This is a genomic window from Mesorhizobium sp. M7A.F.Ca.CA.004.06.1.1, assembly GCF_003999135.1.
GTDB lineage: Bacteria > Pseudomonadota > Alphaproteobacteria > Rhizobiales > Rhizobiaceae > Mesorhizobium.
Map to the genome: position 1 here is coordinate 1 of NZ_RZPQ01000101.1, position 11,945 is coordinate 11,945.

Annotated in this window: 13 protein-coding genes and 1 pseudogene; 9 read left to right on the forward strand and 5 right to left on the reverse strand. The window is 59.9% G+C overall.

Features of this window, described 5'->3' with window-relative positions:
- From EN906_RS09150 to EN906_RS09170, 5 genes are all read right to left on the reverse strand, one after another.
- On the reverse strand, window positions 1-277 hold a 277-nt coding region (locus EN906_RS09150), incomplete at its 3' end, for a prepilin peptidase (RefSeq protein WP_206529076.1).
- 1 nt (window position 278) lies between these two features.
- Window positions 279-818: a tetratricopeptide repeat protein gene (locus tag EN906_RS09155; RefSeq protein ID WP_127269131.1), complete on the reverse strand. Its 540-nt coding sequence runs from the start codon at window positions 816-818 to the stop codon at window positions 279-281.
- A 54-nt stretch (window positions 819-872) separates the two neighbouring features.
- On the reverse strand, window positions 873-1,823 hold the full coding sequence (locus EN906_RS09160) for a type II secretion system F family protein (RefSeq protein WP_127269130.1): 951 nt from the start codon (window positions 1,821-1,823) through the stop codon (window positions 873-875).
- 18 nt (window positions 1,824-1,841) lie between these two features.
- Window positions 1,842-2,813, reverse strand: a complete 972-nt coding sequence (locus EN906_RS09165; RefSeq protein ID WP_127269129.1) for a type II secretion system F family protein — start codon at window positions 2,811-2,813, stop codon at window positions 1,842-1,844.
- Window positions 2,813-4,201: a CpaF family protein gene (locus EN906_RS09170; RefSeq protein ID WP_127272239.1), complete on the reverse strand. Its 1,389-nt coding sequence runs from the start codon at window positions 4,199-4,201 to the stop codon at window positions 2,813-2,815. Before EN906_RS09170 ends, EN906_RS09165 begins: the two co-directional genes overlap by 1 nt.
- Window positions 4,202-4,731: 530 nt before the next feature.
- Between EN906_RS09170 and EN906_RS09175 the strand changes: the two genes are divergently transcribed.
- The 9 genes and pseudogenes from EN906_RS09175 to EN906_RS09215 form a co-directional block, all read left to right on the forward strand.
- Window positions 4,732-4,947, forward strand: a complete 216-nt coding sequence (locus tag EN906_RS09175) for a Flp family type IVb pilin (protein ID WP_127270765.1) — start codon at window positions 4,732-4,734, stop codon at window positions 4,945-4,947.
- A 91-nt stretch (window positions 4,948-5,038) separates the two neighbouring features.
- Window positions 5,039-6,061 carry a Flp pilus assembly protein CpaB gene (gene cpaB / locus EN906_RS09180; protein WP_127270767.1) on the forward strand — a complete coding sequence of 341 codons (1,023 nt, stop codon included), beginning with the start codon at window positions 5,039-5,041 and terminating at the stop codon, window positions 6,059-6,061.
- A 48-nt stretch (window positions 6,062-6,109) separates the two neighbouring features.
- Window positions 6,110-7,555: a type II and III secretion system protein family protein gene (locus tag EN906_RS09185; RefSeq protein WP_127272238.1), complete on the forward strand. Its 1,446-nt coding sequence runs from the start codon at window positions 6,110-6,112 to the stop codon at window positions 7,553-7,555.
- Complete coding sequence (locus tag EN906_RS09190) at window positions 7,542-7,835, forward strand: hypothetical protein (RefSeq protein WP_127268518.1); 294 nt, start codon at window positions 7,542-7,544, stop codon at window positions 7,833-7,835. Before EN906_RS09185 ends, EN906_RS09190 begins: the two co-directional genes overlap by 14 nt.
- A gap of 69 nt (window positions 7,836-7,904) precedes the next feature.
- Entirely contained in the window at window positions 7,905-9,389 is a 1,485-nt protein-coding gene (locus EN906_RS09195; RefSeq protein WP_127268517.1) for a pilus assembly protein TadG-related protein, read from the forward strand.
- Between the two features lie 5 nt (window positions 9,390-9,394).
- On the forward strand, window positions 9,395-9,919 hold the full coding sequence (locus EN906_RS09200; RefSeq protein ID WP_127268516.1) for a TadE/TadG family type IV pilus assembly protein: 525 nt from the start codon (window positions 9,395-9,397) through the stop codon (window positions 9,917-9,919).
- A gap of 2 nt (window positions 9,920-9,921) precedes the next feature.
- Window positions 9,922-10,536 (forward strand): TadE/TadG family type IV pilus assembly protein, encoded by a 615-nt coding sequence (locus EN906_RS09205; protein WP_127268515.1) that lies wholly within the window; start codon window positions 9,922-9,924, stop codon window positions 10,534-10,536.
- Window positions 10,533-11,696, forward strand: coding sequence for an AAA family ATPase (locus EN906_RS09210; protein ID WP_127268514.1), 1,164 nt, complete (start codon window positions 10,533-10,535; stop codon window positions 11,694-11,696). Before EN906_RS09205 ends, EN906_RS09210 begins: the two co-directional genes overlap by 4 nt.
- A pseudogene (locus EN906_RS09215) lies at window positions 11,680-11,945 on the forward strand (L,D-transpeptidase); the annotation flags it as partial. The gene EN906_RS09210 and the pseudogene EN906_RS09215, both read left to right, overlap by 17 nt.

Consider the following 11,945-nt stretch of genomic DNA (forward strand, 5'->3'; position numbering starts at 1 on the left):
CGACTGCCAGCAGCTTGACATCGCCGGCGCCGATCTTGCGCAAGACCCAGAAGGGCAAGAGCGCGACGAACAGCAGAAGTCCGGCGAGAGCGCTCAGCCCCATGTCCCACCACGAGCCTGACTGGAGCGACAGCAGCAGCAAGCCCCCGGCCCCCAGGCAGAGCAGCAGCAGCACGTCGCGATTGGAAATCTTCTGCGTCTTGAAGTCGAGCCAGCCAATCCTTGCCAGCAGAGGGATGGCGAGCACCTTCAGCAGCAGCGCTTCGACGAGCAGCATGCTAGCGCTCGACGTTCTGCACGCTTGACGACAAAAGCTTCAGATTGTTGGCGACGGTCGGGTCGTTGGGCGCCAATTCGTAAGCCTTGAGAAAATTCGAGCGCGCATCCTGCAGCTTGCCGCGCAGCAGGTAGGAATAGCCGACATTGTTGTAATATTCAGGCGTCGCGCCGACCAGCTTGAACGCCTTGGCATAGGCCTTGTCGGACAGGTCGAAGCGGCGGATCCGGTCGGTGCAGGCGGCAAGTCCCATCCAGGCGTTGCCATCATTGGGCGCCAGTTGCGTCGCCTTGAAGAACAGCGCGCCGGCATTGCCGTAATTCTCGGCACGGAACTGGTTCTTGGCCTCGGCGACGGCCTGGTCCGAGGCGTAATATTCGACATCGCTGACCGTCTTCAGCCCATCGAAAGCGTCGCCAAAAGACGTCACGTCGCCTTTCGATGGTTCGTTGGTGCGCACGACCCCGTCGGTTATGTCCGCCGTCTGGCAGCCGGCAAGCATTATCAACAGACAGGCTGCCGCCGCGTTAGCCCTCTTCATATAGATTCCCCCAAGGGTCTCGGACCTCATATTAGAATCAGATCATACACGCAACTAGAAGATAATGCCCCTCATGCGGATGATCACCGGCAGCATGATAACCATCATAACCACAGGGAAGATACACAGCCCCAACGGAATCATCATCTTCACCGGCAGAGAGTTGGCGCGTTCCTCTGCACTCAGAATTCGTTGCCCGCGCATCTCGGCGCTATAGACACGCAATGCATCGGTGAGACTGGTGCCGAGTTCTTCCGATTGCCTAAACAGGACAGCCAGTGCCCTGGCTTCGTCAAGCCCGATACGATCGGCGAGTTCGCGCAATGCCTCCCGCAACGGCTTGCCGGCACGCAACTGCAAATTCATGATCGACAGCTGTATTCCCAGCCATTTGTGGGTGCCAGCCATCTCATGACTGACGCGTTCGACTGCCCCCTCCAGGCTCATGCCGGCATCGGCGCAGGTGATCATCATGTCCATGAAGTCGGGGAAAGCTCGGCGATAGATCTGTTTCTGGCCGTTCTCGAAACGGTCGAGCAGAATGGCGGGAAGCACGATGCAGGCCAGGCCGAACAGGGCAGAACCTGCAAGGGTAATGAAACCCGGCAGGTGCGACGGCAGAGCCCGCGACAGGAGTGCATACATTGCCAGAAAGCCGACGCAGACCGCGACAAGGCGGCACAGCGTATAAATCAGCGGTGCGCTTGATTGATAAAAGCCGGCGCGAAACAGCTTCGCTTCCAAGGCGTTTGGCTCTTCCCGCTCCTTCTCGATCGACTTGAAGTAGGCATCGACCGGCCGTTGCGCCGAAATCTTGGCAAGCTGGTCTTGCCCGAGCATGGATCGACGGTCTGCGATTCCTTCACCCATCAGGCTCTGCGCGACAAGCTTACGGGTTTGCAGAGCTGGCAGAAAGACTAACGCACCGAACAGGAAAAGGGACACCGCCGCCGCGAAGACGACGATAGACACCAAGAAACCCAGATCCTGAATGTTCGAAAACAATTCTTTCGTCGCTCCCAGTCAGAAATCGAAAGTAACCATCCGGTACATGATGAAGTCGCCAAGCAGCGCCCACAACCCAAAAAGCATAAATATCGGGAAGACGAGCGGGTTGCTCCAAACGGCTCCGTAATAGGATGGGGCAAGGATTTGAAGCGTGAGGAACATCACAATAGGAAACAAGGAGATGATCCACGCGGAGACGCGACCTTCGGCCGAAAGCGCCCTAATTTTCATTCGCAATTTCTGCCGTTCACGCAGAACGGAGGAAAGATTGGCCAGAATTTCGGTCAAATTGCCGCCCGTCTTGGCCTGAATCGACAGCGATACCGACAGCAGCTGAAGCCCCTCGAAGCCGACGCGCTGCGAAAGCTTCCGCACGGCCTGCTCGATGCTGAGACCAAAGGTGATCTCATCGGAGACGATGCCGAATTCAGTGCCCAACGGATCCGGCATTTCGCGTGCGACCAGACCGATCGCGATCGAAGCGGGATGTCCGGCGCGCAGCGAACGAACGATCATGTCGAGCGCATCCGGCAGCTGTTTGGCAAACTTCCGGATTCGCTTGTTACGAGCGCGCCGGAGGACGAGAAGCGGCAAGATAAACCCTATGACCAAAAAAATGATGAGCGACGCCAAGGCAGAGAAATTGAAGAGGACCGCCAGCAGCAACGCCATCGCCAATCCGACAAGCAAGAACGTCGCGGCGAAGGTCAACGGATTTCCGGTGATACCGGACTGGGTATAGAGCCTGTTCAACCAGACCAGTCCAAAAAGAAAGTCGCCGGAGTCCGTGAGGCCGCGTTCTCGCAGCAACCCTTGCAACGTTTGTTCGGCTGGAACGTCGCCAGCGAGCCGCTTCAGCCGGCGATTGACTGCTAGAGACCGGGAGCGGCGGCCGGCAAAGGAAAGATAGAGAGCTTCGCCTGCCAGAATGACCGAGGCTGCCGCCAGCATGTAGATGAAGTAGAGCAGAGCTTGACCCGTCAGCATCAGAGGGCAACCTGCGGGTTGAAGGCGTCCTTGGCAAAATAATGGCCAAGCGTCGCGGCCTCCGGAGCGAAGCGCGGACGGACACCGGTCGCGCGAAAGTCGCCGATGACCTTGCCCTCGGCTGTGACCTCACGGCGGACGAAATGGTAGATTTCCTGGAGCTGCACGACATTGCCTTCCATGCCGGTCAGTTCCGATATGGAGGTGACACGCCGGCCTCCATCCGAAAGACGCTGTGTCTGCACGATGATGTCGATGGCGGACGCGATCTGCGCCCGGATTGACTCATGCGTCATCGGCATGCCGGCCATGCCGACCATCTGCTCCAGCCGCGAGATCGCATCGCGCGGCGTGTTGGCATGGATTGTCGTCATCGAGCCTTCGTGGCCGGTGTTCATCGCCTGCAGCATGTCGAAGGCTTCCTCGCCGCGCACCTCACCGACGATGATGCGGTCCGGCCGCATGCGCAACGCGTTCTTCAGCAATTCGCGCTGGCGCACCTCCCCCCTACCCTCGACATTGGGCGGGCGCGTTTCGAGGCGGCCCACATGCGGCTGCTGCAATTGCAGTTCGGCCGCATCCTCGATGGTGATCAGCCGCTCTTTCGAGGGAATGTAACTCGACAATGCATTGAGCAAGGTGGTCTTGCCGCTGCCGGTGCCGCCCGAAACCAGGATCGATTTGCGCGCCTGCACGGCGATCCGCAGCAGTTCGATCATCGGCGGACGAATGGAGTTGAAAGCCATCAAACGTTCGAGCGAATAGGGATTCTTGGAGAACTTGCGGATCGACACCAGGGGGCCGTCGACCGAGATCGGTCGCACCGCGATATTGACGCGCGAACCGTCTTCCAGGCGTGCGTCGACCATGGGCGACGATTCATCGACACGCCTGCCGATAGCCGAAACGATCTTGTTGATGACGCGCAACAGATGCGCCTCGTCGCGGAAACGGATTGCCGTCTCTTCGATCATGCCACGCCGCTCAATGAAGACGCGCTTGTGGGTGTTGATCATGATGTCGGTAATCGAATCGTCCTTGAGCAGCGGTTCGATTGGCCCGAGACCCAGCATCTCGTCGGCGGTGTCGCTGGTCAGCTGATCAAGCTCGCGTGCGTTCAATGGCACCGCACGAGCGCGAACGAACTCGCGCACGATCGGACGGATCTCATTCAGGATCTCGTCCTTGGAAGCGCTTTCAAGAGCGGTCAGGTTGAACCGATCGATCAAATGGCGATGAAGCTCGACTTTGAGCGTCAGAAAATCATTGCCATGCGATTCAATATCAGCGGCTGGCGAAAGAGCCGGAGCAACAGGCTGCACCACCAGCTGATCGGTCTTTGACGCTACCTGCTGTTCGCTTGTCCCCTTGATGAACCGCCCCAGCATAGTCGCTTATACTCCCCTCAGTCCCTCATTAGCGGAAACTAACTGTTAACCACGGGAGGCACAAGCGCCCAGGTGGTAGGCGTGCCCTCAATACTTTCTACATAGTTAAGATCAGAAGCCTGTAATAACGCGCTTATTTGATACGGCTGCCGGTTCGTGGTCAGGGCGTCGGCCCTGCTTTCCAGGCTCTTTCGACTTTTGGGGGCAAACCGCCCGGAAGAGGCTGCTAAACCCTTAGATATAAAGGAATATGCATTTGCGCTAATGCTTCCACAATCTTGCCCCATCGGGGGCCAAATTGTGAACGAATGGTTAAAGTCCTTGAAAAATGAAAAGAATCAAGCTGTTGCGAAAATTCGGAACTGTGATCTTCTTGCCGAATCATGTACATGAAAGTTAAGGAACTCTTAATCTCGTTTGACTCTGCGTTTTCTCGGGACCTAGGATCGAGATGACGGGGGATGCTTGGGTATGGATTTCATCCTTTGCTCTGTCTCGTCGGGTTCCAACCTCCAAAGGGAGAAATTGACATGAACAAGCTCATGACGATGACCCGGCAGTTCCGCGACGATGAGAACGGCGCTGCCATGGTCGAATATTCTATTCTTATCGGCATCATTGCCGTTGCATCGATCCTGACTGTCATCGCCATCGGCGCCTGGGTAAACGCCAGGTTCCTCGGTCTCTGCACCGCCCTCGACGCGGGGGCTGGCACCTGCAACGCGGCTGCGGGCACCGGTTCCTGATCGCCTGACTACATTCAGGCCCGGATCGTTCGAGCCGGGCCTGAATCCGATCGCAGCGGGCGAATCCCGCATTGGGGCTGGGGCTTGGGACATGCGCGCCAACACAATTATCATGATCGTGCTCGCCGGGGTGTTCGGCGTCCTGGCGGTGGTGCTGGTCAATATCTGGCTTGCCGGCCAGCGAAGCGCCATGGCACAAACGGGTGTCGTACAAGGCAGCACGGTCGTGGTTGCGGCAGTGCCGCTGAAGTTCGGTGACGCTCTGAGCGCAGATAAACTGCGCGAAGTTGCCTGGCCTGCGGGCGCGGTTCCAGCCGGGGCATTCAAGTCAACGAAAGACCTGCTAGCTGGCGACGGTGCCAAGCAGGCATTGCAAGCGATCGGCATCAATGAGCCGATTCTTGCTACCAAGATTACCGGCCCCGGCCAGCGCGCCACGCTTTCGGCGGTGCTCGGCGAAGGCATGAAGGCCGTGTCCATCCGCGTCAACGACGTGCTCGGTGTGGCCGGCTTCGTTTTCCCGGGCGATCGAGTCGATATCCTACTCACCCGCACGGCGCGCGGCGATGATGGCACGGATAAGAGTTTCGTCGACGTGCTGCTGCAGAGCATGAAGGTGCTGGCCATCGACCAGGTGGCCGACGAAAGCAAGGACAGCCCGACGGTGGTGAAGTCCGTGACGCTGGAGGCCAGCACCAGGGACGCGCAAAAGCTGACGCTGGCGGCAGGCGCCGGCCAATTGTCGCTGGCGCTGCGTCAGGCCGCAGCCAGCAAGGGCGAGACGACAGAACGGGTGACGCTTTCTGACCTGACCGGCGAAACGCCGGCCGATGTCGCCGCCAGGCAGGCGGAGCTCGACAAGAGGGCAGCAGCGGAAGCGGCAGCAGCAGCCGAGCGCAAGCGCGCCGAGGACAAGATTGCCGGGTTGACCCAGGCCGTGGAAAAAGTGGGAAGCCGTCTCGACGAACTTGGCCGGGCCAAACCGGTTCCTATCGCGGCACCGGCGACCAAGGAAGTGGTCAAATACGTGCAGCCGGAGCCGCCGGCACGGGCTACGGTCGGCGTGTTCCGGGGTGTGAAGCTCGAGACATATGACGTACCGCGACAACAATAAAGCGCGGCGAAACGGATGCTGCCACCAGCAGCGAGTGGGGAGACGGGGATGCGGGGTTCTTGGTTAGGGATAGCGACGGCCGCGTTGTCGTGTTTGGCGGCGCTGTTGCTGTCGGGCCTGGCGGCCGGTGCGGCCGACCGCTTCATCGATGTCTCAACCCCTGCCGTGCACCGGATTTTCCTGCCGATGTCACAATCGGTAACGATCCAGGTGAGTGCCAATCTGGGCGATATCGTCGTCGGCGACGAGAAGATCGCCGATGCGCAGCCGATGACCGACCGCACGCTCTATGTCATCGGCAAGGGCGCCGGCACCACCACGGTCAATCTGTTTTCCACCGACAAGCGCTCGCTCGGCGCGCTCCAGATCGAGGTCGGTGTTGATGTCAGCGACATGGCGCAGGCGATCCGCCAGGTGGCGCCGAAGTCGCGCATCGAGGTCGGCTCGGTCAACGGCAGGGTCAGGCTTGGCGGTCATGTCAAGGACGGCGCCACGCTGGCGGCTATCCTGGCGGTTGCGCAGCAATATGGCCCCGACGCCGTCATCAACTCCGTCATCGTCGACGACAGCCAGCAGGTCAATTTAGAAGTGCGCGTGCTGGAAGCCAAGCGCAACACCGGCCGCGATCTCGGCGTGTCGATCAGGAGCACGAACGGCAGTGGCACGACCCGTACCGGCACCGGTGTTGCTGCCGTCGACGAGGACGGAGTGGTGCTCGGGCCGGGCGGTCTGCTCAGCGGCCTCCTGTCGACCTCCAGTCCCTTCGGAGCCCTGATCACGCGCGTCATCGACAGCAACATCAAGGTCGATCTGATCATCGAGGCGCTCGAGTCCAAAGGCGCGGTGCGCATGCTCGCGAACCCCAACCTCACCACTCTTTCCGGCGAGCAGGCCAGCTTCAACGCCGGCGGCGAAGTGCCTATCCGAACGCTCGACAAAGACGGCGAGATAAGCATCGAGTACAAGCAATTCGGCGTTAACCTGCTGTTCACGCCGGTCGTACTCGACGACGGCAAGATCCATATGAGGCTGGCGCCGGAAGTCAGCGACCTGACCGGCTTCACCACCGCCGGCGACCCGATCTTCACCAACCGCAAGCTGGCAACCGTCGTCGAACTTCGCGACGGCCAGAGTTTCGCCGTAGGCGGGCTTCTGTCGAGCAAGACCACCAAGCTCCAGGACCAGGTGCCGTGGCTCGGCCAGGTGCCTGTCATCGGAACGCTGTTTCGCAATTCGAGCAACCAGAAGGAAGAGACCGAGCTGGTCGTCATCGTCACGCCGCACATCGTGCGGCCGGTGAAGCCCGGCGAGCAGTTGGCGACGCCGTTCGACAAGACACGGCCCGCCAACGATCCCGAATTCTTCGTGCTCGGACAGCTTGAAGTGACCAAGGATATGGTCCGTAAATATGAACTGGGCGAAGGCGTAACCGGCCCCTATGGCCACATGCTCGACTTCAAATCGAAGGACAAGATGCTCTATGTCAAGAAATAGCGCCTTGATCCTCATCCTGGGCACCGGCCTGCTGTCGGGCTGTGCCACGGACTATCTGAACCACTATGATTCGGTGACCCTGGCTGCCGGCGACACGCAGAAGTTCAATTCGATGCTGCAAACGGTCGACCCGCTCAATCCGGCCTCCAACAACACCAGGATCGAGGGTGACGGTGCGCGCGCCGCCGGTGTTGCTCAGAACTACAGATTTCCACCACCACCGCCGCCGCCGCCGGCCATCACGGTCAATGTCGGCGGGTCGGGAGTGACGAACCAGTGAACTGAACAGGGATGCGGTTTCAGTGCGCCAGGCAAGACGACCGGCGTCAGGGGAGCAAAGAGTAAGGCCATGCTGCGGACCTTTCGCGCGTTCTGGCAGGACCAGAGGGGAATAGCGCTGATCCTCGTCAGCATTACCCTGCCGGCGATTATCGGGTTTTCGCTGCTCGCCATCGATATGAGCAGGGCGAACAATCTGCATAATGATCTGCAAAAGGGCGCCGATTCGTTCTCGCTTGCCGCTGCTGCCGAACTTGATGGCCGGCCTGATAGCATCACGCGGGCAGACCGCGCGCTGTCCACCTTGGTCTTCAACAGATATAATTTCTCGACAGGTGGTACCGGCCCGCAGGATTTGTTGGCAGCCGGCGTAACCAGGCGCTATCTGAGATCTATTCCGGCGACCGACAATCTTCCGATCACCGCAGCCAATGTCATCACCGACGAGGTCGCAGGCGCCGTGCAAGCTCGCTTCATCGAGGTCACAGTAACGCCCGTAGGGTTCGCAGCGATCTTCCCCGTCTCTTTTCTGTCGTCGAACGCCAACGGATCGTTCAACATCGGGGCAGTGTCGGTCGCCGGCTTCACCTCCAGCGTCTGCGATTTCACCCCGGTGTACATCTGCAATCCCTACGAGAATACGGCTGACAACCTCTTTGACGTCGCCGCCGACCCGGCGAAGCGCCGCCGCATGATTGAGCTGCGCCAGCAGGGCGGCAGTTCGGCGCAGAACTCGCCTGGAAACTACGGCTTCCTGCAACCGCCGAATGGATCTGGCGCAAACGCCATCAGGGATATGATCGCCATGACAAAATCGCAGGCATGTTACGATCAACGTGGCGTGCTGCTGCGCCCCGGCTTCCTTGCGACGGTTCGCGATGCATTGAATGTTCGCTTCGACGTCTACGATGGACCGATGAACGGCAATAGAAACGACCCTAATTTTGCGCCAGGTGAAAACGTGCGGAAGGGCTACAGGACCCAAGGTAACGCGTGCAATGCCGCTGAAGTCAGCCCGGCGCAGCCGACAAATTTCCAGGCCTTGCCACGCGACCCGGTAGTCAACGGACGCATCGGCGACGGGAATTGGGATTTCGACCAATATTGGAATACCAATTTCAACACCACGACAAACCCGGTAACCGTTCCAAAGCCAATCGGGGCAGATGGTATAAACCCTGCCAGCAATACAAATCAGCCGACCCGCTACAGCGCCTATCGCTACGAGATTTCGCAGGGCATCGTAAATCACCCTTCGAATGGTGGCGAGCTAGGCGCCCCAGCCTGTTCGTCAAACAGCGTTTCCGATCCGGACCGACGACTCCTCTACGGCGCCATCTTAAACTGTCAGGCACTGGTAGCCGCCGGGTTGATGTCAGGAGGCAACTCCTCAGAGCCGCTACCGGTCGAGGCCTTCGGCAGTTTCTTCATCACGGAACCTGTGGAGAGCGGCCCAGATCAGACCATTAGAGTCGAGCTTGTAGACATCACCGGGCGCGGCGGCCAAGGCACGCTCGACAATTTTCTTCGCGACGAAGCCCAGCTCTACCGGTGACGGCCATGATCGCAACGCTCTACCGCCATCTGCATAGATTTAGACGCGATCCAAGTGGGACGGCGCTTGTCGAGATGGCGCTGATCGCGCCACTGATGCTGATCCTGTCGGCGGGTGTCTTTGAATTCGGCAATCTGATCCACGAAAAGCTGCTGATGGAAGCCGGGCTTTCGGACGGTGCCCGCTTTGCGGCGCGCTGCAACAGTCAGTTGTACACCAATGCTGGATTGACGATCGACTGCGCCGACATTGCCACCAACATCGCGGTGTTCGGCAACGCGACCGGGACAGCACCCGCGCGCATCGCCGGCTGGCAGAAGGCGAATGTGACGATGACCATCGCCGCCTCAGGCTCTTGTCACGATGCCGTGGTCGCCGGCGTCACTCAATATCGGTCCACCACCGCACAGGTTTGCATCGTCAGGGCGGCGGGCACCTTCGGTTACAGCGGGGTCGGCATACTGTATTTGCTCGGTATCGGGCCGATCACCCTCAATGGCTTTCACGAGGAGCGGTTGATCCGGTTCTGATCATGATCAAGCGTTTCGCAAAATCAGAGGACGGCACGGCGACAGTGGAAATGGCCATTGTCTCGACCCTGCTGTTTGCCCTTGTCTTCGGCTTCGTCGATTTCGGCTATGCATTATATCAGTGGAACTCGGCCACCAAGGCCGTCCAGGCCGGTGCACGGCTAGCCTCAATCTCGGATCCGGTCGCGCCGCAGATTTCCACGGCTGGCCCGACTACGACACCGGGATCTCCCGTTGTCGCGAATTCTTTTGCCTATGTTTGCAATGGCGCAACCTCGACCTGCAGTTGCACAGGTGCCCATTGTGTTGCCGGCGTGTGGTCAGCAACAAATTTCAGCAGAATTTTTGCAGGTGACGACGGAATATGTGGCCCGGTGGCCGGCAGTCGTCCTGGCATGTGCGACTTCGACCCCTTGCTGCTGCCAGCCAATGTCGTCATCCGCTATTCGGCTACGGGACTTGGCTATCAGACGCGAGCCGCAGGAAACGTTCCTACTATTTCAGTCAGCCTCCAAAATGTGAACTTCCAGTTCTTCTTTTTGAGTTTTGCAAACATCACCATGCCCTCCATGCTGAGCACGGTCACGGGCGAAGATCTGAAGAGCACCGCGTCATGAATGCCATCAACACCAAGGTTACGCCGACCAAGCGCAAGCAGGTGGCGCTGTTTTCGTCGGACCCGAATTTCAAGCGCGATGTGGCGACGCGGCTCGATGCGCTGGCGATCTATGACGTCAGGGTTTCCGAGACGAGCGACTTCCTCAAGGGACCGCCGGCCGATACGCGCCCGGGCATCGTCATCCTCGATCTCGGCAATGGCGAGCTGCTCGGCAGGCCCGGCATCGTCGAGGCGCGCGCGCTGTGGGCCAGCGTGCCGCTGATCGCGGTTTCCGACGAGCTGAGCTCGGAGCAGACGCGCGTGCTGGTGCGCATGAACGCCTCGGACTGGCTGCACAAGCCGCTCGACGGCAAGGAGCTGCTCAATGCCGTGACCTTCCACGACACCGGCAACCAGGGAACGAAGAGCCGGATCATCACCTTCATCGGCGCCAGCGGCGGCGCCGGCGCCACGACGCTGGCGCTGTCGGCGGCCGAATTCCTGGCGTCGAAATCGGCTGAGCGCGCGGCGTCCACCTGTCTCGTCGACCTGGATTTCCAGAGCGCCAATTGCGGCGCCTATCTCAACTTGTTCAACCAGTTCGACCTTGCCGGCATCATCGGCCAGCCGGAACGGCTCGATGTCGAGTTGATGGACGTCATCAAGCTGTCGCGCCCGTCCGGCCTCACCCTCTACGCATTCGAGCGGCCGCAACTGCCGTTCGAGCCGCATGGCAGCGACTTCGTCTTCCGGCTGCTCGACCTCGTCGCCTACCGCTTCGACGATATCGTCATCGACCTGCCCAATCTCGAAACGCCCTGGCACAATTCCGTGCTGTCAACGAGCGACGAGATCTTCATCGTCTTCGAACTCAATGTCGCGTCGCTGCGGCAAGGCAAGCGGCTCTACAAGAAGATCCGCGAGCTGCGCGGCAATGCGGTCAGCATCACGCTGGTCGCCAACAAGCACAAGCGCAAATGGTTCGGGAACCATTTTTCGCGCAGCGAGCTCGAAAAGATCTTCAAGGCGCCGCACATCAAGTCGGTCGCGCTCGACAACGCGCTTCTGACCGATGCGCTGAACAGGGCCATTCCGCCTTCCGAAGTGGATGGGCGTGCGCGCTTCAACAAGGATCTGAAGCGGATGTTCAAAGAGCGGCTCGATGACGCTGCCCGATAGATATCGGATCGCCCCGAAGCTCGCCGGCGCCTGCGCGCTCGGCATGGCGCTGGCGCTGTCCGTCCACGACTTCGCCGAGGCGCGATCGGCGCTTTCGGAGCGGCCGCCGCTGCCGGCGATGGGGCCCAGCCTGCGCAAGGCCGTTGCCTTTAGAACCGCCGAGCAGCCGGGCACGATCGTCATCCGCAAGGACGAGAAGGCGCTTTACCTCGTCACCCGCCAGGGCCAGGCGCTGCGCTATCAGATCAG

What these genes read in the sequence shown, in the direction of transcription:
- EN906_RS09170 (WP_127272239.1), bottom strand. Translation starts at nt 4,201, where the DNA reads ATGCTGGGGCGGTTCATCAAGGGGACAAGCGAACAGCAGGTAGCGTCA.
- EN906_RS09210 (WP_127268514.1), top strand. Translation starts at nt 10,533, where the DNA reads ATGAATGCCATCAACACCAAGGTTACGCCGACCAAGCGCAAGCAGGTG.
- EN906_RS09165 (WP_127269129.1), bottom strand. Translation starts at nt 2,813, where the DNA reads ATGCTGACGGGTCAAGCTCTGCTCTACTTCATCTACATGCTGGCGGCA.
- EN906_RS09205 (WP_127268515.1), top strand. Translation starts at nt 9,922, where the DNA reads ATGATCAAGCGTTTCGCAAAATCAGAGGACGGCACGGCGACAGTGGAA.
- EN906_RS09195 (WP_127268517.1), top strand. Translation starts at nt 7,905, where the DNA reads ATGCTGCGGACCTTTCGCGCGTTCTGGCAGGACCAGAGGGGAATAGCG.
- EN906_RS09200 (WP_127268516.1), top strand. Translation starts at nt 9,395, where the DNA reads ATGATCGCAACGCTCTACCGCCATCTGCATAGATTTAGACGCGATCCA.
- cpaB (WP_127270767.1), top strand. Translation starts at nt 5,039, where the DNA reads ATGCGCGCCAACACAATTATCATGATCGTGCTCGCCGGGGTGTTCGGC.
- EN906_RS09155 (WP_127269131.1), bottom strand. Translation starts at nt 818, where the DNA reads ATGAAGAGGGCTAACGCGGCGGCAGCCTGTCTGTTGATAATGCTTGCC.
- EN906_RS09175 (WP_127270765.1), top strand. Translation starts at nt 4,732, where the DNA reads ATGAACAAGCTCATGACGATGACCCGGCAGTTCCGCGACGATGAGAAC.
- EN906_RS09190 (WP_127268518.1), top strand. Translation starts at nt 7,542, where the DNA reads ATGTCAAGAAATAGCGCCTTGATCCTCATCCTGGGCACCGGCCTGCTG.
- EN906_RS09185 (WP_127272238.1), top strand. Translation starts at nt 6,110, where the DNA reads ATGCGGGGTTCTTGGTTAGGGATAGCGACGGCCGCGTTGTCGTGTTTG.